Here is a 22,061-nt window from a genome sequence, read left to right as displayed (position 1 = left end):
CGCGCGAGTTGCCGAGCCTGGGGGCTCGGCGTTTCGAGCGCTCAGTACTTTCCGGCCAGCTTCATGATCGCCTTGTGGATGCTGTGGTAACTCAGGCCGGGGTTGAGGTACATCACGGCGCAGGTACCGGTGCGCAGCTCGATCCCGGACGTCTCGGCGAGGGCGACGGCTTCTGGGGTGTCGTGCCCCATGTGGATCCAGACGTCGCGCAGACCGGCACGCGCCGCTGCCTCGACCCAGTCGCGGGTTTCGGCGCGCGGGACTTCGATGATGAGCGCCTCGATCGGACCCGGCAGTGCGTCGAGGCTGGGGTAGGCCGTGTCGCCATCGATGAGGGCGCTGCTCGGATCGATGGGGTAGACGGTCTTACCGAGCCGCTTCAGGCCGCGATAGCTCAGCAGTGGAAAGGGTTTGGCCTGAGAGTGGCCAACAACAGCGAAGCGGTCATGGTCGAAGAAAGTTTCGTAGGACGAGGCCATCGTGGGAGGTTTCCAGTCTGTTGGGGGTAAGTGGTGTGGCCGTTCAGGTGCCGCCGACGCCCGCGTTTCGGTGGTTGTGCGGTGTCTGAGCGGATCTGGCTGGACATGGCGCCTGTTTGACCCTGTGCCCGCTGTACGACGCGCCGACGCGGCGGACAGGGCCATGGGGTCTGGTATCGATGCCGAACGCTGCTGGACCTCGGACGACCGGCAGCTGCTCGCTGGGGACAGACTCTAAAGGGTTTGTCGCCGCGCGTCGGTGACTTAGTCACCCTCGCGGTTCTCCGCCCCAGGTCGCTTGCTCGGGGCGGCGCGGCATCCAAGATGCCGTTCGCGAGATCCAGGCGACCTCGGTGTTGCGCTCTCGCGCGCGATGGCCAGGCGGTGCGCCGGCTCGCTCCCGTGGGGGGCGGGATGGCATACTCGCGGACGCCTTCGGCGCGGACCTCCGCCAGATACGGATCCGGCTCGCCCAGCGTCCAGGCGCTTGACTTGCGGTCCCCGCACGGAGTGGATATGCGCTATCTCGAAAAGGCTGTGCTCGATGAATTGAGCGACCTCCTGGGGTTCGATGAGGTTCGCAAGGTCACCAGGATCTTCGTCGACCATTTCGACGTGCAGGTCGTCGAATTGAAGCGGTGTCTGGCGTGCTCGGACATCGCCGAGGCGACCAGGATTGCGCACGGCATCAAAGGTAGCGCCGCGAACTTGGGTGCCCAGGTGTTGGCCGATGCGGCGGCGGGTATCGAGCGTTCGACCCGCGCCGGCGACCTGGCGGCGGCAGCCGATGTCCTGGACCGGCTAGCGCCCATCTACGATGGCACGCGGCGTGAGATGCAGGCGCATGGCTTTCTCGACCCCGCGCCTTGAGCGCCCATCAGGCCTTCGGCCGACCACATGAACCCAACCGGCATGACGCGAAAGATCCTCATTGATGTCGAGGCGCAGATCCTGACCCTGATGGATGGTTCGCGGCCATGGCGACGCTATCGCATCTCGACCGGTCTCAACGGGCTTGGCGAGGAGAGCGGCAGCGGTTGCACGCCGCGAGGGCTGCATCGCGTGCGGATTCGTATCGGCGCCGATTGTCCGCCCGGCACGGTCTTTCGCGGTCGCCGGCCGACTGGCGAGCGCTACGACGAGGCGCTGGCCGCCGCCTGTCCCGAACGCGACTGGGTTCTGACACGCATCCTCTGGCTGACCGGCTGTGAGCCCGGCCGCAATCGCGGCGGTTGCGTGGATACGCTCAGGCGCTACATCTACATCCACGGCTGCCCGGACAGCGAGCCCATGGGCGAGCCGCGTTCGCACGGCTGTATCCGGATGCGCAACCAGGATCTGATCGAGCTGTTCGACCTGACCCCGGTCGGCACCCTGGTCGAGATCCAGGGGTGAGCGGCAGGCGCGGCCATCCGTGCCAAGCCACCGCGCGCCGGCCCTTGAGCAGGGCGAGTGCGAAGGGTGCGGGCAGCCAGTGCCGGGGCTCGCTCGCACCGCTCGCGGGGCACGGGGATGCTTGAACGTCTTCTGACCCGCCTGGGCTCGGCGCTCTTGGTGATGTTCGGCGTCTGCACCCTGGTCTTTCTGCTCATCCACCTGGTTCCAGGCGACCCGGTCGAGGTGATGCTGGGGGAGGGCGCGCGGCCGGCGGATCAGGCCGCCTTGCGCGCCGAACTCGGTCTCGACCGGCCGCTCGGCGTCCAGTATCTGGACTACCTGGAACGCCTGGCCCGGTTCGACCTCGGCACCTCGTTACAGGGCCAGCGTCCAGTGTCCGCGCTCATCGCCGAGCGTCTGATACCGACGCTGCAGCTGGCGGTCGCCGCGCTGGCGTTGGCCATGGCGATCGCCCTGCCCATGGGGGTCCTCGCGGCGTACTTCCGTGGCAGCGCCGTGGACCGCATGGCGATGGGCTTCTCCATGCTGGGGGCGGCCATCCCCAATTTCTGGCTGGGTCCCATCCTCATTCTGGTGTTTTCGCTCTGGCTCGGCTGGACGCCGGTGAGCGGTCGAGAGGGGCTGGCCAGCCTCATCCTGCCCGCGCTGACCTTGGGCACGGGGTTGGCGGCGGTGCTGGCGCGGATGGTGCGCAGCAGCGTCCTGGAGGTGTTGGGGGAGGACTATGTGCGCACCGCGCGTGCCAAGGGGCTCGGGCCGGTCGCGGTGCTCTGGCGCCATGCCTTGCGCAACGCCTGGCTGGCGGTGCTGACGCTGCTCGGGATCCAATTTGGCGCCCTCTTGGGCGGCGCCGTGGTCACTGAGACGGTGTTCGCCTGGCCGGGTCTCGGCAGCCTCCTGGTCGAGGCCATCCAGACCCGGGACTATCCGGTGGTCCAGGCGTCTGTGCTGCTCATCAGCCTGACCTATCTGCTCGTGAATACGGCGACCGATCTGCTCTATGTCGCCGTCGATCCAAGGGTCCGGCTGGGCTGACGAGCCGCCGGGCCGGCTACTCGGAATAGCCGCCGCGACCTGACCCACGGGCGTCGCGGGCGAAGTAGCTGAGCTGGCCTTGGGGAATGACGGTGACGCCGCCGGCGCTGACATGGAAGCGCTGAGCGTCCTTCTCGTGATCGAACCCGATCTTCTCGCCCGGCTCGATGTGGTTGTGCCTGTCGACGATGACGCGGCGCAGCCGCGCGCCGCGCCCGATCCGCACGTAGTCCATGATGATGCAGTCCTCCAGGATGACGTCGTCCTCGATGACCGCCTCGCGGCGGATGATGGAGTTCTTGATCAGGGTGCCCGTGTGGATCATGGTCGCGGCGCCCAGCAGGCTGTTCTCGATCTGACCGCCGAGCACTCGGGCGACCGGACCCTGGTAACCGCTGGAGTAGATGGGCCACTCCGGGTTGAACACGTCGAAGGCTGGCTCGGCGCCGAGCACGTCGTGGTGCGCGTCGAAGTAGGCGTCGATGGTGCCGACGTCGCGCCAGTAGACCTGGGTCTCGTAGGGCTGGATACCGGGGATGCGGTTGGTCGAGAAGTCGTAGGCGAAGAGCCGGTGGGTGCGCAGCAGGCGCGGCAGCACATGCTGGCCGAAATCCGTCTCGCCGGCCTCCTGGGTCTCCTTGAGCGCCTTGATGAGCACATCGGTACTGAAGATGTAGTTGCCCATGGAGGCGAATGCATGGTCGGGGTCAGACGGCAGGGGCGTCGGATGGGCCGGTTTCTCCTCGAAGGCATGGATGCGCCCGTCCTCCTCGGCCGCGATGACGCCGAAGCTCGATGCCTCCTGGAGCGGCACGGGCAGGGCGGCGATGGTCACGTCGGACCTGTGCTGCCGATGGAACTCCACCATCTGGCGGACATCCATGCGATAGATATGATCGGCGCCGAAGACGGCGACCAGCCCGGGCCGGTGCTCCTCGATGAGGTTGATGTTCTGGTTCACGGCATCCGCGGTGCCCTGGAACCAGTGCTCGCCCGACATCATCTGCGGCGGCACCACGGTGACGAACTGGCTCTGCAGGAGCGGCGAGATGGTCCAGGCCTTGCGCACGTGCTCGATCAAGGACTGCGACTTGTACTGGACCAGCAGGTAGATGGTCTGGATCTGCGAGTTGACCAGATTGCTCAGGACGAAGTCGACCATCCGGTAGCGCGCGCCGAAGGGGACGGAGGGCTTGGACCGCCCAGTGGTGAGTGGTTGTAGTCGGGACCCTTGGCCACCGGCCATGACGAAGGCAATGATTTTGTCGTTCTGCATGACGTCCTCCGCGAGCGCTTGATTCGGCTCGATCTGTTGTTTCAGCGGCGAGTGGCCCTCAATCATAAACCCGTCGTCGACAGGTTTCCCGTCATCTGGAGACTCGGCGGCCTGCCGAGACGCCGGATGCCGATCGACGGGACCTGAGGGCGCGGTCGCCGCGTCTCCCGGCATCCGGCTAGAATACCAGCCCTCCGAGGATATAGAGCGATGAGCGACCCCATGAAGCAAATCCCCCGCCGGCCGGTGATTCTGATCATTCTTGACGGCTTCGGTTTGAACCCCTCCAAGGCCAACAACGCGGTTGCGATCGCCGAGACGCCGAATTTCGACCGCTACTTCTCCCAGTATCCCCATACCGCCATCCAGGCATCGGGGCTCGCGGTCGGGCTGCCCGACGGCCAGATGGGCAACTCCGAGGTCGGACACATGTCCATCGGCTCGGGCTGCGTGGTGCGCCAGGATCTGGTGCTGATCGACCAGGCGATCTCCGATCACAGCTTCTTCGAGAATCGCGCCCTGGTCGCCGCCGCCAAGGCCGCGGCCTCGGCGGGCCGGCCGATCCACCTCATGGGGCTGGTGTCCGACGGCGGCGTGCACAGCCATGTGCGCCATCTCAATGCCCTCATCAAGCTCTGCAAGTACCAGGGCGCGCGCCCCATGCTGCATATCTTCACCGACGGCCGGGACACGCCGCCGCGTTCGGTGTCGAGCTACCTCAAGGCTGTCGAAGAGGCGCTCGAGGTGGCTGGTGGCGGGATCGCGACCGTTTGCGGGCGCTACTACGCCATGGATCGGGACAACCGCTGGGACCGCACCGAGCTGGCCTGGCGCGCCATGGTCGACGGTGAGGGTCGGCACGCCGAGAACGTGCGCGCCGCGATCGAGGCGGCCTATGCGGCCGGCGAGGACGACGAGTTCATCCGTCCCACCGTCATCGATGGCGGCGAGCTGATCCGCGATGGCGATCAGGTCATCCACATCAATTTCCGCAAGGACCGCCCCCGCCAGTTGGTCTCAGCCTTCTTCAAGCCGGACTTCGACACCTTCGATCGGCGCGGCGTCACCGGGGTCAAGGTGACCTGCATGATGGAGTACGACCCCTGGTTCGGGCTGCCCTTCGCCTTCGATCACGACATGCCCAAGATCACGCTCGGGCAGATCCTGAGCGACGACGGTCTGCCGCAATTCCATTGCGCGGAGACCGAGAAGTACGCCCACGTCACCTTCTTCTTCAATGGCGGTCGGGACGATCCCTTCCCCGGCGAGGAACGCGCCCTGATCCCTTCGCCGAAGGTCGCAACCTACGACCTCAAGCCGGAGATGAGCGCACCCGAGGTGGCGGATGCCGTGATCGAGGCCATCGGACGCAAGGACTTTCCCTTCATCGTGGTCAATTTCGCCAATGGCGACATGGTCGGGCACACGGCGGTGCGGGAGGCCGTGATCACGGCGGTGCAAACCCTGGACCGTGAGGCCGGGCGTGTGATGGATGCGGCGGTCGAGGCGGGCTACTCGGTGATCCTCACGTCCGACCATGGCAACTGCGATGAGATGGTCGACCCGGTCACCGGCGATCCGCATACGCAGCACAGCGTCTACCCGGTGCCTTGCCTGGTCATCGACACGGTGCCCTGGCGGCTCTCGGTGGGCGGTGGGATCAAGGACATCGCGCCGACCGTGCTCAACCTCATGGGCATCCCGGTGCCGGATGCGATGGATGGCCACTCGCTCCTGCTCGGCCCGGCGACGGTCTGACGTATGCAGACCTACCTGGATCTGCTGCGCGACGTCATCGAGAATGGCACGGACAAGGGGGATCGAACCGGGGTTGGAACGCGCTCGGTGTTCGGGCGGCAGATCCGCTTCGATCTCAGCCAGGGTTTTCCGCTGCTGACCACCAAGCGGGTGCACACCAAGAGCGTGGTTCGCGAGCTGCTGTGGTTTCTCTCGGGATCCACGGACAATCGTGACTTGCGCGAGCACGGCGTCACCATCTGGGACGACTGGGCGACCGAGGAGGGCGGCCTCGGCCCCATCTACGGCGCTCAGTGGCGCAGTTGGGCCTGTCCCGACGGGCGGGTCGTCGATCAGATCACCGAGGTGGTCGAGACGATCAGGACGCGGCCCGACTCTCGGCGGCTGGTGGTGTCCGCTTGGAACCCGGCGGATCTGCCCGATGAGACCAAGAGCCCGCAAGACAATGTCAGAGCGGGGCGCATGGCGCTCGCCCCCTGTCATTGTCTCTTTCAGTTCTACGTGGCCAATGGGTGTCTGTCCTGTCAGCTCTACCAGCGCAGTGCCGATCTCTTTCTCGGCGTGCCCTTCAATATCGCGAGCTATGCGCTGCTGACGCACTTGATCGCGCATCAATGCGATCTCGATGTCGGCGACTTCGTCCACACCTTCGGCGACCTGCATCTCTACCGCAACCACCTGACGGAAGACATCGTCTACGCGCAGCTTGCGCGCGCGCCGAGATCCTTGCCCCGTCTGCGGCTCGCCCGTCGTCCGGCCTCTCTCCTCGAGTACGGCTACGATGACATCGAGATCCAGGGCTATTTGCCGCATCCGACCATTCGAGCGCCCATTGCGGTCTGACCTTGCTCGTCGGAGAGACCCCGCCGTCACTCTGCGCTGTCGGCGCTGTCGTGCGCGGGAGGCCGCCCACATCCCTAAGGACACTGATTCATGATGACTTTGTTGTTGGAATTCCTTTTCGACTACGGTCTCTTTCTGGCGAAGACGCTCACCGTGCTGGCCGGTGTCGGCTTGGTGGTGGTCTTGGTCTTTCGCTCACGCCAGAGCAGCGAGCATCGCGAGCATCTCGAAATCACGGATCTCAAGGACCGCTTCCGCACCCTGACCTTCGCGATCAAGGAGTTCTCAGTCTCCAAGAAAGACTACAAGGCGCTCGTCAAGGCAGAGCGCAAGCGCGAGAAGGAGCGCGAGAAGGCCGGTGAGTCCGATCGCAAGCGGCTCTTCGTCATCGAGTTCAACGGAGACATCCGGGCGAGCGAGGTCGGCGCCTTGCGGGTTCTGGTGACGGCCCTGCTCATGGAGGCGCATGATGGGGACCAGGTCCTGGTCCGTCTCGACAACGCCGGTGGCATGGTGAGCGAGCACGGGCTGGCGGCATCCCAGCTGGCGCGCATTCGCAAGCAGGGCATTCCGCTCACGGTCGCCGTGGACAAGGTCGCGGCCAGTGGCGGCTACCTCATGGCCTGCGTCGCCAACAAGATCATCGCGGCGCCCTTTGCGGTCGTCGGCTCCATCGGGGTGCTCGCGGAGCTGCCCAACTTCCACCGTCTGCTGGACCGTTACGGGGTCGATTTCGAGTTGCATACGGCGGGCGAGTACAAGCGCACGCTGACGCTCTTCGGCGAGAACACGGATGAGGGACGCGAGAAGCTGCGCGAGCAGCTGGAGGAGACGCACCGGCTCTTCAAGTCCTTCGTCGCCGAGAATCGCCCGGATCTCGATCTGGAGCGTGTCGCGACCGGCGAGTACTGGCATGGTCAGCGTGCGGTCGAGCTGGGGCTGGTCGATGAGATCCAGACCAGCGACGACTTCCTGCTCTCGGCGAGTCGCGACATGGAGCTGCTGAAGCTCAAGTACCGTGCGCACAAGAAACCGATCGAGCGGCTGCTCTCCAGCGTGCGCGCGGCGATCGACCAGGTGCTGGTGACCTGGCGCCGCTGAATGTTCAGTCGTTTCCGGGAAATCGCAGGCCAAAGGCACTGAAGGCGTAGGATGGGCAAAGCCCGCGCGATAAGTTCGGTTCGGGACGCTGTTGATCGACGGGCGTGCCCATCCTTGCAGCTGGGAGCCTTGAACGATGGGCACGTCCGTGCAACGCCGAGGCTCCATTCGAGCCTGGAGCGCGGACTTTGCCCATCCTGCCTGTTGGCGCCGCCGAGGGTGAGCGTGGACCGGCGTGTCGGATGACGACGTCAAGCTGAGTATCAAGTAAGGGGTAGAGCCGTGACGGAGCTGGTGATTCACGTTCAGCGTCCAGAGGACTGGGCCGAGACCATGTCGATCCATGTGTGGGACGCTCGCCCGAGCGGATTCTCCACGCACTGGCCGGGTCTGCCGATGGAGCCGCGGGGCGATGGTTGGTTCAGTATCCGGCTCCCTGGCGTTCAGGTCGCTCGGCTGGTGATCCATGACGGGCAGGGCCGGCAGACCCAGGATCTGTTGCGCGCCTCGAACGGCTGGCTGACGGCAGGCGGAACCTGGGTCGAGGATGGGCCGCCCGCCGCGCACGCGATGGAATCGTCACGACCGGCGGTGACACGAGCAAGCCGAATCGATCATTCGCCCCGACCGGTCGAGGAGCGCACCGATTTCCGCGAGGAGACCATCTATTTTCTTTTGACGACCCGTTTCTACGACGGGGATCCCTCCAACAGTTTCTTCTGCCGCGACCGCATCCAATTCGACGCTCAGGGTCAGCCGATCGATCCGCACTGGCGCGGCGACTTCAAGGGTTTGATCCAGCAGCTCGACTACATCCGTGATCTGGGATTCACCGCGATCTGGATCACGCCGCCGGTCGAGAATCGCTCCGGCCTCGACTACCACGGCTATCATGCCTATGACTGGACGCGTATCGACCCACGGCTGGAGTCCCCGGATGCAACCTATCAGGACCTCATCGACGCCGCGCATGCCAAGGGCATCAAGATCATTCAAGACGTGGTCGTCAATCACTCCTGCCAATACGGCATCCGCGGCCAGGTGCACATCGACCACCTGCCGACCAAATACTATGTCCCGCAGGGCTCGGAGCAGGGGCGGGTGGATCACGGACCCTATCAGGGGAATCTCGGGAACTACGCCTGGCTGGGCCGCGACGACATCGACAACCCGGTCGCGCCGGCCTGGTATCGCGAGCGCCAGGGTACCGATCCCGAGGGCCGCGAGCCGCTGGTCGATCCCAAGACAGGCGAGACGGTGCCCAAACCCGGCTACCAGCCGGGGCGCTTCTTTGGCATCGATCCGGCCGATCTGGATCCTGCGTGGTATCACCAGGAGGGGTTCATCTGCGGCGGCGATTGGGAGAGCGCGCATCCCCTGCAGAACAAACACCTGGCCGGGGATTGCATCGACCTGGCAACCGAGCGTCAGAACGTCAAGGACTATCTCATCGGCGCCATCAAACGCTATCTGGACATGGGCGTGGACGCCTTGCGCATCGACACCGTGAAGCACGTCGAGCGTGACAACCTGTTGGAGTACGTGAACGCCTGGAAGGCGCACAAGCCGGGTCTCTTCGTCTTCGGCGAGAACCTGGTCAAGGGCTATGGGTGGGGCGATCTGGGTGGCGGTGACAATGGCCCGTCGCAGATCCGGCCCTGGTGGTACACCCGGCTCGGCCATGATCCGCGCGATCCGCTCGCGGGCGGAGATTCCGGTTTTCCCCAGCTCGACTTCGGACTCTTCTCGACCTTTCGTGATACCGTCAGCCGCGGGACCTATGCGGGGACGGCGCAGATCCTGAGCATGGACTGGATCTATGGTGACGTCACCCAGCTCGTCACCTTCCTGCAGAACCACGACGTCGGGCCGGACAACGACTTCAAATACCGTTTTCAAGGTGAGCAGTGGATGGCTGCCGCGGCCTACAATCTCATCTGGACCCTGCGCGGCATCCCTTGTCTCTACTACGGCGAGGAGATCGAGTTCATGAAGGGCGCGCCACAGGATGTCGAGGGCGAGCGCGATACCCTGGCTCACACGGGACGTGCATACTTCGGCGACCACCTGGAGCCGGGACGGATCGAGCAGACCCAGTCCCACCCGCTCTACCGGCACATCCAGCGTCTGAACCTGATTCGCAGGGGCATTCCGGCACTCCAGAAGGCGCCGGTGACCGAGGTGCGTGAGTGGGGAGGCGGCATGTCCTTCATCCGCGCGCACGCCGACAGCGGCAGCTGCGCGGCAGTGGGTTTGGCCATTGGCCAGGATCAGCAGATCGAGATCCAGGGGGTGAGACCGGGTCTCTATCGCGACGCCGTCAGCGGTCGGGAGATCCAGAGTGGCGGGCACCTGAGCGTTCATGTCAAGGCCAATTCGGCCGCGATCTATGTGCTCGATGGGCCGGGCAAGATCGGCGAGGATGGACCCTATCTGAGATAGTTGCCGCAGCTGTTATCCGTTTGATGAATGTGTAATATCTGAGCCATGATCGAACAAGCCAAAAGCACCCGGGAACGGCGCATTCAGACCCGTTATGTGGTCGATTTGCATGCGAAAGTCCGAGGCCGAAACCAGCTTCCGACCAATTGCCGGGTGCGCAATATCTGTAATGGCGGCGTGCTCCTGGAAACCGAGCCCACCGAGCCCGAGCTGCCCTTCCAGTCCGGCGATCACGTCGATATCCACTTCGATCTCCCCGACGCCCAGAGCATGGACCCCGTTCAGGCGGTGGTCGAAATCGTACACCGCGTCGATCGCGGGCTCGGGGCCAGGTTCGTCCGCCTCGCCGGCGACGGGCGTTCCAGACTCGCGCGCTTCGTCAGCGACAAGGCCGCGGCCGAGCGGTCGGCCGGCGCGGATCTGGAGACCAACCCAGTCCGGGTGCGCGCGCGTGAAGTCCTTCAGCAGGTCGGCGAGCAGCGCCTTGGCGGCATGCTCGATTCCCTGCTCGAGACGCTGGTGGAGGAGCTCTGGAGTCACACCGAGCGGGCGGGCAGCGATAACGAGCGCACCAAGCTCTCCGGCGAGATCAGTTTGCTGGCAAAGGCCATCCACAACGAGAATTTCTCGGAGCAGCTGCGCGCGGAACTCGTTGCCTCCTTCAAGGAACTCGGGGCGGCGGAGCCCGAGGGGGGGCTTCGTACGAAGCCTCCGGGGGGCGAACCGTCGTCCGATGGTCTGCAGCTCGTGGACCCAGAGGAATTCGAGCTCTGGCTCGCCAAGTCGGAGCTGGCGAACCGTCTGGAGAACGAGCTGCGCGAGCCACTTGAGTCTCTGCGCACCCTGATCTCGGCGCTCTTCCATGGGGCCTATCTGCCGATGGAGCCGATGGCCTTGGCGGAGACCATCGAGCGCACCCTGACCGAGCTGGGGATCGGGTCGCAGCTCCAGCGCATCGCCTTGCAGGTCGTCGCCAACCATCTGTCGCGCAATCTGGGCTCCTTCTATCGCGAAGTCCTGCGCGCATGGACCTCGGCTGGGCTCCCCGGCATGGACGTGGGTACGAGCGCGACGGCTATGCGAGGTCAGGCCTACGCGCAACCCGGCGAGACTGCGGATCCCGCCGAGCCGGTCATGGGGGGCGCGGATGCGCGACCGCTCGACCCGCCATCCCCAGCGACGGCCACGCCTGGCGCCGCGGCAGCCCCGCCGATTTCCCAGGATGCGCAGACCATCTCGCAGGCCGCCGGCCTCATGGCCAATCTCATGTCCAGTTATCCGCCGCGGTCTCCCTACTACCCAGGCTTCGACCGCCGCGGGCCCGTCTATACGGGCGGACGTCGCGTGGCCGACATGCTGGCGAGCATGCCGGTCGACTATCAAATGCCGGATCCGGACCCGAAGCGACCGCTTCGGGAGCTGGTCACGCAATGGCTGCAGGCGGCGGAGGCGAAGACCAAGAGCGACCCCAAGGCCCCAGCTCCGACCATGGCGCCGCAAGTCGAGGAGCGGGTCGACCTGACTGACAGACTGCTCTCGCTCATGCTGGCGGACCCCACGGCGCCGCAGCGCGTCAAGTCGCTCATCAAGCCGCTGACGACACGCTTTCTCTCGATGGCCGTGACCGAGCCCGGTGGCATCACGGATAACAAGCTCCCGCTCATCAGTTTGCTCAACAAACTGGAGCACCTGGCGAATCTCCTGCAGAACGACGATTCCCCGGAGCAGGGTTTCCAGAAGGAATTCGAGGAGGCCATTCAGAAGCTGGTCGCTGTCGATAGTCGCGACCCCAAGACGATCGATGAGATCAGTCAGAAGGTCGGTGATCTCGAGTCGCGCGCGGGGCGCGAGTACAAGGACAACATCTCGAATTGGGTGAACATCTGCGAGTCCAAGGAGCGCGGTCGCCTGGCGCGCGAGGAGGTGCGTGCGCGCTTGAACGCCGAGCTTGCCGGACAGCGTGTCCACAAGGTCATCCTCGAGCTCCTGGACGTCGGCTGGCGCAATTTGCTCGATCACGTCTGCGCCAATTCCGGGATCGATGCCCCACGCTGGATCAAACACTGGCGAGTGATCACGGGTTTGCAGGAACTCACGGCCGAAGCTGGGGCGGCGGAAGATGAGGCCGCGGCCAAGGCCGAGGCGCCCCGTCTCGACGACATCATCGAGGAAACGCGCTCCGGGCTCACCTACATGGGGATCGACCCCATCATCAGTGACGAGTTGCTCGAGCGGGTCGAGAATGCCGTGCGGCGCGTGCGCGCCTCCCTGAATCGGGAGCAGGACTATGTCATTTTCACGCCCCTGAAACCGGATCCGGAGAGCGAGCCGGACAAGGTGCCACACGATCTCTCGGCCTCGGATTGGGAGCAAGCGCTGGCGGATGTGGCGTCGCTCTCCATCGGTTCGCTGATCTGGATGCGTTCCAGGGAGTCCAGCAAGGCCCTGCGCCTCATCTGGCGCAACGACGACGGCTCGCGCCTTGCCGTGACGGATACCATGGGCAAGAAGGTCAAGGTGCTGCGTCGCAACCGGCTCGCCGAGGCGTTCGCGCGCGGTCAGGCGCGCGCCCAGGCGCCGACCGGCAAGCGCATCGTGACGCGCGCGGCCGATGCCGCCCTCTCCGAGATGCAGGAGCGCCTCAAGTACCAGGAGACGCATGACCCCATGACGGGGCTGTCCAACCAACGGCGCCTGGTGGGCTCGCTCACTCAGACGCTCTTGCCCGAGGCTGTGTCGGATCATATGCATGCGCTCTGTTTTCTGGAGCTCGACCGCTACGACACCCTGACGGGAACCTTCGGCTATTCCGTCGGCGAGCGGATGCTGATGGGGGTGGCCAAACTGCTTGAGGGCGTGGTGTCGGATGCCGTCTGTCTCGCCTACATGGGGGGGAGCCGCTTCGGTATCCTCATGCCCGTGATGGACCTGAACCATGCGACCGAAATCGGCGAGTCGATCCGGGCTGGCCTCACGGTCATGCCCTTCGACCTGCAGGGCAAGCCCTTCCGGATCTCGGGTAGTCTGGGCTTCACCATGCTGGCCGGCGAGAACCTTAGCCCGGAGAAGATGGTCTCCGCGGCGAGCGTGGCCTGCCTTGCGGCACAGCGCGAGGGCGGCGACCGCGTGGTGCTCTTCCGCGAGGACAACGAGGTCATCGCCCGACAGCTCGAGCACATGCGCGGTTGGGCGCAGGCTGAAGAGGTGATCAAGGCCGGGCGGCGCAAGCTGCGCTACCAACGCATCGTCCCGATCGATCCGACATCGGGTTTGCTGCCGCATTGCGAGATTCTGCTCAGCGTCTTCGACGAGGATGGGTTGCCACTGCCCCTGCAGTCCTTCATCGCCGCCGCAGAGGCCTTCAACATGATGCGCGAGGTGGACCGCCAGGTCATCGACGAGACCTTCAAGTGGCTTCACAACAACCAGTCCAAGGCGCGCGAAATCGGCGGTGTGGCGATCAACCTCTCCGGTCAGTCACTGAGCGACCCTGACCTGCTCACCTACATCAAGGCCGGTTTGACGGCGATGGACATCCCGGTCGAGATGGTGAGCTTCGAGGTGACGGAGACGGCGGCCATCGTCAATCTCGACCAGGCCGCGATCATTCTGGACGACATCAAGGCCCTTGGCTGCAAGGTGGCATTGGATGACTTCGGCGCCGGGATGTCGTCCTACAGCTATCTCAAGCGTCTGCCGGTCGACTACGTCAAGATCGATGGATCCTTCGTCAAGGATATCCTGGTGAATCCGCACGACCGCGAGATCGTCAAATCCTTCAACGAGATCGCCCACTTCATGGGCAAGAAGACGATCGCCGAGTATGTCGAGAACCAGGAAATCCTGGAACTGCTGAGAGACATCGGGGTGGATTTCGCCCAGGGCTACGCGATCGAGAAGCCACAGTTCATCGATACGCTGCGCTAGGCGACCGCACCAAAGCCCCGCCTGGCGGCTCTCGAGGCCGGTGGCGGCCTTTTTTTACGCGCTAGACCTAACCCTTGTGACCAAGAAGAACATCGACCTTCCCGAAGCCCTCGACGCCCCTCGCGAGGCGTTGCGAACCCAGTCCGGCGTGCGCCTTGCCTACTATGCCGACCGCCGCGGGCAGGGTCGGCCCATCGTCCTCATCCACAGCATCAACGCCGCCGCGAGCAGTTTCGAGGTGCGCCCCCTCTTCGAGCACTATGCTGGCCGCCGACCTGTCTATAGCCTGGATCTGCCAGGTTTCGGCCATTCGGACCGGGCGTCGAGAGACTACAGCCCCGAGCTCTACGCGGAGGCGATCGCCGCTCTTCTGACAAGTGTCGTCGTCGAGGCGGCAGACCTGGTCGCGCTCTCCCTGAGCTGTGAGTTCGCCGCGCGGGCCGCCCTGCTAGCGCCGGATCACGTCGCCTCCTTGGTCCTGATTTCGCCGACGGGTTTCAGTCGGCAATCACTTCCGAGTCCGGGTGTCGCCGGCACGGCGGCGCGCATCTTGAATCTCCCCGTCCTGAGTCAGCGGTTGTACGACCTGGTCGCCTCGCGGCGCAGCATCGCCTATTTCTTGGGCCTCTGTTTCGTCGGCCAGGCGCCGAAGTCGATGATCGACTACGCCTACGCGACCTCGCATCAACCTGGTGCCAGACATGCCCCGCTGGCCTTTCTCTCGACGCGGCTGTTCACGCCGGATGCCACGGACAGGCTCTACGGCGCACTGGGCGCCTTGCGGGGATTGGTGATCGCGGATCAGGATCCCTTCGTGACCTTCGATCGCCTCGATGCCTTTCTCCTCGCCCGCCCCAGCTGGCAGCGGGTGAGATTGGCCCCGCACAAAGGGCTGCCGCACTGGGAGAATCCCGAGGATACGGTCGAGACCTTGGATCAGTTCTGGCGAGGCTAAACCGCTGGCAGTGCCGCAGATCGGTAGGATGGGCAAAGTCCGAGCTCTGGGCTCGCGCCCAACCTCGGCGCCAGACGGACGTGCCCATCTTGCAAGACGCTGAGCTGGGATGATGGGCACGCCCCTCGACCCTCGGTGCTCCGAAAGAAGCGCATCGCCAGGGCTTTGCCCATCCTACGGGATCGGAACTGCGGGTCTGTTGTTTCCCGGAAATCGCCTAAACCGCTGGCAGTGCCTCAGGCGGATCTCGCCAGGGGCGCCAGGCGATAGACCTGCTCGGAGAGCGCCGTGAGTCCGCGCTGGCGAAACTGCGGCGACTCGGCCAAGGCATCGAAAGAGGCCAGCGTCTCGATCCGGTATGTCTCGCTGAAGAGATGCTCCACTTCCGCGGATTGAACAGAGAAGGGCGGGCCGGTCATTTGGCCCTGGTCGTAGCTCAGGGTGACCAGCAGGGTGTCCAGCCCGCCCGGGAAGAGTCGATTCATCTGGCTCGCATAGCGGCTTCGCAGCTCTGGTGGCAGCGCGATCAGTGATGCGCGGTCGAAGACGGCGCCGACGTCGTGCAGATGCTCGGACGTCAGATCGAAGAAGTCGCCGCACAGGACGGTAAGCTCGTCGATCTGATAGCGTCGGAAGGGGAGCGTCTCGGTGATCCTGGGCGTCAACCCATGCTCCCTGAAGATCTCCTCGACGGCAATCTCGCTGATCTCGACGCCGATGACCCGGAATCCTTGGCTGACCAGCCAGATGAGGTCGAGCGTCTTGCCGCAGAGCGGGACGAAGACCAGGGTGCCAGGCGTCAGCCCGAGCTTGGGCCAGTGTTCCTGCAGGTGTGTATTGATCTCGTCCAGATGCCAGCCGATCTCGCGCCAACGCCAGCGTTCGAGCCAGAATTCAGTATCCATCGGTGAGGTGTCTTCTTCTCCGCGTTGAACATGGAATCGATCGCGAACAGGGTCACGCTTCCGTGAACCCGGCCGACCCTTTTTCGGGGATCCTACTCAACCTGTCGAGTGCCGTCGATTCCTGGATTGGGCGCGACGACTCGGTCATCCGTTCGATCCGTGATGCGTCCGCTGCGGCTCGCGGGCGATCTCCCGATCTTGCGGAGTGCCGCACAGAACAGCGCCCAGGTGGCTGGGTTAAGCTTCGGTGTATCCCAAGACAAGGCCAAACACACCGATCCACGGCTGGCTGCGCATGGCCCCGGACAACGAGCGATGATCTCCATGACTCTAGCCGCCAACGCAAGCCCGCGGGCTTCGGCGTCCGACCGCTATCCATCCAAGTCCGAGCTGGAGTCGGCGTTTCGCGCGATTCGCAGGGCCAGGGTTCCACAGATCCCGGACCTCGTCTTCGCGCTGAGAGACGAGCTGCGGCGGCCGGAGCCGGACTTGCGGCGTGCCGCCGAACTCATCGGGCAAGACCCCGCCATGGCCGGACAGGTGCTCAAGACCGTCAATTCGCCGTTCTTCTTCTGTCCGACGAAGATCAGCAGTGTGCAGCGTGCCGTCATGCTGATGGGCATCGGGAAGCTGGCGAATCTGGTGACGGCCGAGGCCATCAATCGCGTCCTGGGCGCCGGCGATGGGCGATCGCGCGCGGTCTGGGACGCCGCCATGGCGCAGGCTCGCCTCATGGCTGCGATCTCGGGAGATGTGGAGGGTGTCACTGCCGACGAAGCCTATCTCTTCGGCATCATGCAGGACGTGGGCAGCCTCATCTTCGCGGATCTCGTGCCGGACTACAGCTCCGAGTGGGTCCTGTGCAATTTTGCCGCGCCGCAAGCCCTGATCGACTGCGAGCGACGCTTGTTCGGAGTCGACCACATGGCCGTTGGATTCCTGCTCGCCGGTACTTGGCGACTCCCCGAGCACCTGGCGATGGCGATCTATCATCACCACGAACAAGAAATCACTGGACTCGAGGATTACCGGGTTCGTGCCCTGATCGCCATTGCCAAGCTCGCCTACTATCTCGCCGGCGTCCGTCACGAAACCCACGACTCCTCGGAGATGCTCGATTACCGCGAATCCGCCAGCCAAGAACTGGCGCTCTCCGACGAAGCCTGGAGCCGTCTTGCCGCCTTGGCGGGGCACTAGCGGCGAGGCTTGCCGAAGCCTGTTTGTCCGGTAATGCCCGCGGTCGGGTCGAGCAGCCCTGGCGCGCCGCGATGGCCTCTGTCAGCTCTTGATGAACGACATGAACTCCGAGCGGGTCATTGGATCGTCCTGGAAGGCGCCGCGCATCGCGCTGGAGACGGTTGTGCTGCGCTGTTTCTGGACCCCGCGCATCATCATGCAGGTGTGACTGGCTTCGATGACGACCGCGACGCCGTGCGCGCCGAGGTGCTCCATCAAGGCATCGGCGACCTGACTGGTGAGGCGCTCCTGAACCTGGAGGCGGCGGGCGAAGACATCGACGACGCGGGCGACCTTGCTCAGGCCAACCACATGGCCGTTGGGCAGGTAGCCGACGTGCGCATGGCCGAAGAAGGGCAGCATGTGGTGCTCGCACATGGAGTAGAACTCGATGTCGCGGACGATCACCATCTCCTTGACGTCTTCCTCGAAGATGGCGCCCTTGATGATCTCTTCGGCGGACAGGCTGTAGCCGCTGGTCAGGAAGTCCATCGCCTTGGCGACCCGCAGGGGCGTTCGCCTCAAGCCTTCGCGATTCGGGTCTTCGCCGATCTCGCACAGCATGCTGCGCACGAGGGTCTCCTTGCCCGCATCGTAGACCTCTTCCTCCGGCTCGGGCTCGAAACTGGTCGCGTAGCGGCTGCGCGCGATCATCTTGGATAGCTGTGACTTGTCGGACATGGTATCGCCTCTTTCCTTGCGCGCTCCCAGTGAGATCGGGGTCGCGGCTGACGTCAGGATCTGTTCGCCTTCTGTTCAGCAGAGTGGGGCTGATCGACGGAATTAGAAGGCGAGGCGATTCCCAGAGGGGTCGCCGCCGAGGGGGGCGAGACGCTGGCGCAGTGCACTGAAGGCTCGGCGAGGCACAGCGGTCCGCCGGATGCTGTGATTCGGTCGAGCGGGCGACGTTCCGACTTCAACCCCCGGTCATGTTCATATGCCGGACGAGCACTGGCGTGCCACCGAGCTCGAAGGCGTGTCCGCGTGGCTTGAGGTCCATTGCCGCGACCATGGCTTCCTTGACCCGTTGGTCGTCGGTTGGGTGGGCGCGCAGACTGCGACGCAGATCGGCCGAATAGGCTTGCCCGAGGCAGAGCAGCAGGCGGCCTTCCGCGGTGACGCGTACGCGATTGCAGTCGGCGCAAAAGTTGTGGCTGTGCGGGGAGATGAAGCCGACGCGCGTCTCTTCGCCGACGATCCGGTAGTACTTGGAGGGTCCGCCGGTCGACTCGATGGTGGGAACCAGCTCGAAGCGGCTTTCGAGCTGTGCTCGGATCGCGTCGCTGGGGTAGAAGGCCTCGGCGCGGTCATGCTCGCCGATCAAGCCGAGCGGCATCTCCTCGATGAAGCTGATGTCGAGACCGCGCTCGATGGCGAAGCCTGTCAGATCCAGGACTTCGTCGTGATTGCGGTGCTTCAAGATGACGGCGTTGAGCTTGATGCGCCGAAAACCGGCGCGCATCGCCGCCTCGATCCCTGACAGCGTCTTGCCGATGTCACCAAGTCGCGTGATGCGCCTGAAGCGTTGGGGTTGCAGCGAATCCAGACTGATGTTGACGCGGGTGACGCCGGCGTCTTTGAGGGACTGGGCGAAGCGTGCGAGCTGCGTCCCATTGGTGGTCAGGCTCAGATCCTCGATACCCGGCTGGGCGCCGAGCTGCTCGAACAGCCAAAGGGCGTTTCGGCGCATCAGGGGCTCGCCACCCGTGATGCGGAAGCGGGTGACGCCAAGCTCGCTGAAACATCGGCCGAGCCGGGCCGTCTCCTCAAGCGTCAAGAGCTGATTGCGCGGCAAGAACCGCATGTCTTCGTGCATGCAATAGACGCATCGCAGATCGCAGCGATCCGTGATCGACAAACGGACATAGGTCACCTGTCGCCCGAACCGGTCCTGCAGAGGGGGCTGGGTCGTGTGAGTGTGCGGTGGCAGTGGCATGGGGCAGGCTCCTCGGGGCCGGCGGACCGCAAGTCCGCTCGTTCTTCTGTCGTCTACTCTCGCAGGAGTCTATGTGTCCGGCAACCCGACAAAACGACGGGCTTGCGCGTCCCCTCCGGGACACCAGTCGGACGATTCGCGTTGACGTGCGCGATGTCTCTGCGTTACTAGGGCGCATGGAATTCAACGTCGCATGTCAGCTCGTCCAAGAACCGCGTCGCTGGACAAGGCGGTTCTTGGTTGGTGTCGGTCGGTGAACGAAACCTTGAAGGCCGCGATCGCCGAGGCGACTCGACTGACCCAGGCGGGTCGCCTCTCCGAAGCGACTGCGCTCATGCAGCGCGCTCTGACGGGTTGCTCGCTGGATCTCGCCGCCGCACAAACCTCTAGTGTCGCGGACGACGCCCAATCCGTCGCGGGGGCGGCCGCGGGGCCTCAGCCTGGCGCGGGCGCTGGCAAGACAGCTGTGCAACCGGATGCGCCAAGCCCCGACGCTGTGCGCCGCGTCGATGGGGCGCGGCCCATGCGGGGCTTCACGCGCGGGAGCTATTCCAACACGGCAGGCTCGCGCGACTACAGGCTGTTCGTCCCAGAGCGCCGACTGGACGTCAAGCCGCCGCTCCTCGTCATGCTGCACGGCTGCGCCCAGGATCCCGAGGACTTCGCGGCGGTCACCCGCATGAACGGGTTGGCGGAAGTCGAGGGCCTGGTGGTTCTTTATCCAGCGCAATCGCTCGGCGCCAATGTCTCGGGCTGCTGGAACTGGTATAGCCCTGAGCATCAGCGCCGGGACGCCGGCGAGCCCGGCATCCTTGCCGGTATGACGCGGCAGGTCGTCGCGTCGCTCGACGCCGACCATGCGCGCGTCTTCGTGGCCGGCTTCTCCGCGGGTGGCGCGATGGCGGCGACGCTAGCCGCGATCTATCCGGATCTCTTCGCCGCCGTCGGGGTTCACTCTGGGGTGCGGTATGCCGCCGCCCAGGACATGGTCTCGGCCATGTCGGTCATGGCGCAGGGGCCGAGTGGGCGTGAGCAATCCCCGCGTGCGGTGCGGCCGGTCCCTGTCATCGTGTTTCAGGGCGACGCGGACATGACGGTGCATCCCGCCAACGCGGCGCCGCTCGTCGCGCAATTTCTGCCCGATCGCGAGGGGGGCGCGGGGCCAATCCGCGTGGAGCGCGAGGCGCTGGTGTCCGCGGGTGGCTCAGGCTGCAGCCGCGCGCGCTATTTTGATGGCGCTGGGGTGTTGAGGGCGGAGCTTTGGACCCTGAACGGGCTCGGGCATGGCTGGTCCGGTGGGGACGTGACGGGTCGCTTCTCGGAGCCAGAGGGGCCAGACGCCTCGCAAGCGATGCTGCGTTTCTTTCTGTCAGTGCCTTGAACCGTCCACGGCCTCGTGTTTTGCCTGGATGCCAACTGCCCCATGTTCGTTGCAAGGGGCGAGCGCCATCTCGCCCTCGCTCGAATTTGACTCAAGCGGCGCGATGAACCGCCCGGTGCAGAAGCCTGGCCGTCGTCGTGGCGCTTTGTCTTTGCACAATCCCATGGGAAACTCATGGTTTTCTTCACGTCACATTGAGGATGTCGGCTCATGGGTCAAGAGGTCAAGGTCGAGCGCTACGGACTGGTCGCGCAGGGGTTCCACTGGTTGATCGCGCTCCTGTTGTTGGGGCTTTTCGTGACCAACACGATCCGTGAAATGGTGCCGGAGGAATCCGAGTCTGTCTGGCTCGGGCTCCATATGTCACTGGGTATTCTGGTCTTTCTGCTGACGATTGCGCGCTTGGGCTGGCGCAAGCTGGTGCCGCCGCCGGTGTTGATCGACGCCCCGAAATGGAGTCAAGTTGCGGCGAACGCTGCCCATGTGCTCCTGAATCTGTCCACCTTGCTGGTGCCCATCTTTGGCTATCTCCGGGTCGCCTCCAAGGACTATGCGGCAAACTTCTTCGGACTGCAGATCCCCTCCGTCACGGGCCAGATGCAGGGTCTGCATGAGCTGATGGAAGATGTCTTCCATGGCGAGCCGATGGAGATCTTTCTCTATGTCCTGATCGGGCTGCATGTGGTCGCCGCGCTCTGGCATCAGTACGTGCTGAAGGACAACGGCCTGCGTCGCATGCTGCCCTGGTAGCGGCGCTTGCGGTGAGCCTGTCGGCGGATGAGGTGGTTTGGCCGCTGGCAGCGCTTACGGCAGGATCTCGATCGGTGTCCCGCTCGCCGTGAGCCTCCAGATGTCGTCGATGGCCTCATTGGACACGGCGATACAGCCTTGCGTCCAATCGCCCTCGATGGGATCCGGCGGTCTTCGGCGATTGGGCTGCCCATGGATCATGATCATGCCGCCCGCCGCAACCCCTCGGAAGGCGGCGCGCATGCGATCGCGCTGGTTGGGGTAGGAGACATGCAATGACTTGTGGAAACTGCTTTGAGGGTTCTTCCAGTCCAGCTGGTAGCGGCCCTCGGGGGTGCGTCCGTCACCGCGCTGCCGTTTGTGCCCCGTCGGTTTGAAGCCAAGCGCGATCGGATAGGAGCGGATCGGTCGGTCGCCCTGCATGAGGTAGAGCCTGCGTTCCCCCTTCTTGACGACGACCCGATCGGCCATGCCGGACGCGGGTGGGGACAAGGGTGCAGCCGCCGTCGTGGAGTGCCCAAGTGTCGGCAGGGGCAGCATGGACATGGCGTCGAGGCTTGTGTGACTGCAGGCTAACAGCAGTGCCAGGAGAAAGGGATGTGTCGCCGTCTTGGTGAGGCTGAGTCGGCTCATCGATGC

The 22,061-nt window shown here is 64.7% G+C and carries 18 protein-coding genes; 12 read left to right on the top strand and 6 right to left on the bottom strand.

Going from position 1 to position 22,061, the window contains the following annotated elements; all coding sequences use genetic code 11:
* Nucleotides 1–41 precede the first annotated feature (41 nt).
* On the bottom strand, nt 42–479 hold the full coding sequence (locus CKO23_RS11320) for a CoA-binding protein (protein WP_200331092.1): 438 nt from the start codon (nt 477–479) through the stop codon (nt 42–44).
* 516 nt (nt 480–995) lie between these two features.
* Here CKO23_RS11320 and CKO23_RS11315 point away from each other — a divergent pair.
* From CKO23_RS11315 to nikB, 3 genes are all read left to right on the top strand, one after another.
* Nucleotides 996–1,349: an Hpt domain-containing protein gene (locus tag CKO23_RS11315; RefSeq protein WP_200331090.1), complete on the top strand. Its 354-nt coding sequence runs from the start codon at nt 996–998 to the stop codon at nt 1,347–1,349.
* 42 nt (nt 1,350–1,391) lie between these two features.
* The gene (locus CKO23_RS11310; RefSeq protein WP_200331088.1) at nt 1,392–1,874 is read left to right on the top strand and encodes a L,D-transpeptidase; all 483 of its coding nucleotides are present in this window, start codon (nt 1,392–1,394) and stop codon (nt 1,872–1,874) included.
* Between the two features lie 117 nt (nt 1,875–1,991).
* A complete protein-coding gene (nikB, locus tag CKO23_RS11305; protein WP_200331086.1) occupies nt 1,992–2,912 on the top strand; it encodes a nickel ABC transporter permease in 921 nt (306 codons plus the stop codon).
* A 16-nt stretch (nt 2,913–2,928) separates the two neighbouring features.
* Here the strand turns inward: nikB and CKO23_RS11300 are convergent, their stop codons facing one another.
* Entirely contained in the window at nt 2,929–4,188 is a 1,260-nt protein-coding gene (locus CKO23_RS11300) for a glucose-1-phosphate adenylyltransferase (protein ID WP_200331084.1), read from the bottom strand.
* 210 nt (nt 4,189–4,398) lie between these two features.
* Here CKO23_RS11300 and gpmI point away from each other — a divergent pair, with 210 nt between their 5' ends.
* From gpmI to CKO23_RS11270, 6 genes are all read left to right on the top strand, one after another.
* Nucleotides 4,399–5,946, top strand: a complete 1,548-nt coding sequence (gpmI, locus tag CKO23_RS11295; RefSeq protein ID WP_200331083.1) for a 2,3-bisphosphoglycerate-independent phosphoglycerate mutase — start codon at nt 4,399–4,401, stop codon at nt 5,944–5,946.
* A gap of 3 nt (nt 5,947–5,949) precedes the next feature.
* Nucleotides 5,950–6,789, top strand: a complete 840-nt coding sequence (locus CKO23_RS11290) for a thymidylate synthase (RefSeq protein WP_200331081.1) — start codon at nt 5,950–5,952, stop codon at nt 6,787–6,789.
* Nucleotides 6,790–6,882: 93 nt separating this feature from the next.
* Nucleotides 6,883–7,890 carry a protease SohB gene (sohB, locus tag CKO23_RS11285; RefSeq protein ID WP_200331151.1) on the top strand — a complete coding sequence of 336 codons (1,008 nt, stop codon included), beginning with the start codon at nt 6,883–6,885 and terminating at the stop codon, nt 7,888–7,890.
* 282 nt (nt 7,891–8,172) lie between these two features.
* A complete protein-coding gene (locus CKO23_RS11280; protein WP_200331079.1) occupies nt 8,173–10,332 on the top strand; it encodes an alpha-amylase family glycosyl hydrolase in 2,160 nt (719 codons plus the stop codon).
* Nucleotides 10,333–10,377: 45 nt separating this feature from the next.
* Nucleotides 10,378–14,259, top strand: a complete 3,882-nt coding sequence (locus CKO23_RS11275; RefSeq protein WP_200331078.1) for a DUF1631 family protein — start codon at nt 10,378–10,380, stop codon at nt 14,257–14,259.
* A 76-nt stretch (nt 14,260–14,335) separates the two neighbouring features.
* A complete protein-coding gene (locus CKO23_RS11270) occupies nt 14,336–15,214 on the top strand; it encodes an alpha/beta fold hydrolase (protein WP_200331076.1) in 879 nt (292 codons plus the stop codon).
* A 236-nt stretch (nt 15,215–15,450) separates the two neighbouring features.
* Here CKO23_RS11270 and CKO23_RS11265 read toward each other — a convergent pair whose 3' ends face one another.
* On the bottom strand, nt 15,451–16,119 hold the full coding sequence (locus tag CKO23_RS11265; RefSeq protein ID WP_200331074.1) for a thiopurine S-methyltransferase: 669 nt from the start codon (nt 16,117–16,119) through the stop codon (nt 15,451–15,453).
* A 324-nt stretch (nt 16,120–16,443) separates the two neighbouring features.
* On the opposite strand from CKO23_RS11265, the gene CKO23_RS11260 reads away from it, so the two are divergent.
* Nucleotides 16,444–17,316 carry an HDOD domain-containing protein gene (locus CKO23_RS11260; protein WP_200331072.1) on the top strand — a complete coding sequence of 291 codons (873 nt, stop codon included), beginning with the start codon at nt 16,444–16,446 and terminating at the stop codon, nt 17,314–17,316.
* Nucleotides 17,317–17,397: 81 nt separating this feature from the next.
* Here the strand turns inward: CKO23_RS11260 and folE are convergent, their stop codons facing one another.
* Nucleotides 17,398–18,036 carry a GTP cyclohydrolase I FolE gene (gene folE, locus CKO23_RS11255; protein ID WP_200331070.1) on the bottom strand — a complete coding sequence of 213 codons (639 nt, stop codon included), beginning with the start codon at nt 18,034–18,036 and terminating at the stop codon, nt 17,398–17,400.
* A 235-nt stretch (nt 18,037–18,271) separates the two neighbouring features.
* Nucleotides 18,272–19,291: a GTP 3',8-cyclase MoaA gene (gene moaA / locus CKO23_RS11250; protein WP_200331068.1), complete on the bottom strand. Its 1,020-nt coding sequence runs from the start codon at nt 19,289–19,291 to the stop codon at nt 18,272–18,274.
* Between the two features lie 253 nt (nt 19,292–19,544).
* On the opposite strand from moaA, the gene CKO23_RS11245 reads away from it, so the two are divergent.
* Both CKO23_RS11245 and CKO23_RS11240 read left to right on the top strand, forming a co-directional pair.
* The gene (locus tag CKO23_RS11245; protein WP_200331066.1) at nt 19,545–20,672 is read left to right on the top strand and encodes an extracellular catalytic domain type 1 short-chain-length polyhydroxyalkanoate depolymerase; all 1,128 of its coding nucleotides are present in this window, start codon (nt 19,545–19,547) and stop codon (nt 20,670–20,672) included.
* Nucleotides 20,673–20,882: 210 nt separating this feature from the next.
* Nucleotides 20,883–21,422: a cytochrome b gene (locus CKO23_RS11240; protein ID WP_200331064.1), complete on the top strand. Its 540-nt coding sequence runs from the start codon at nt 20,883–20,885 to the stop codon at nt 21,420–21,422.
* Between the two features lie 54 nt (nt 21,423–21,476).
* On the opposite strand, the gene CKO23_RS11235 is transcribed toward CKO23_RS11240, so the two are convergent.
* Nucleotides 21,477–22,055 (bottom strand): L,D-transpeptidase family protein, encoded by a 579-nt coding sequence (locus CKO23_RS11235; RefSeq protein WP_200331062.1) that lies wholly within the window; start codon nt 22,053–22,055, stop codon nt 21,477–21,479.
* Nucleotides 22,056–22,061: the final 6 nt, after the last annotated feature.

Origin of the sequence: Thiocystis violacea, assembly GCF_016583565.1 — a bacterium.
GTDB classification, from domain to species: domain Bacteria; phylum Pseudomonadota; class Gammaproteobacteria; order Chromatiales; family Chromatiaceae; genus Thiorhodococcus; species Thiorhodococcus violaceus_A.
This window is presented reverse-complemented; position numbering and strand designations above follow the sequence as displayed.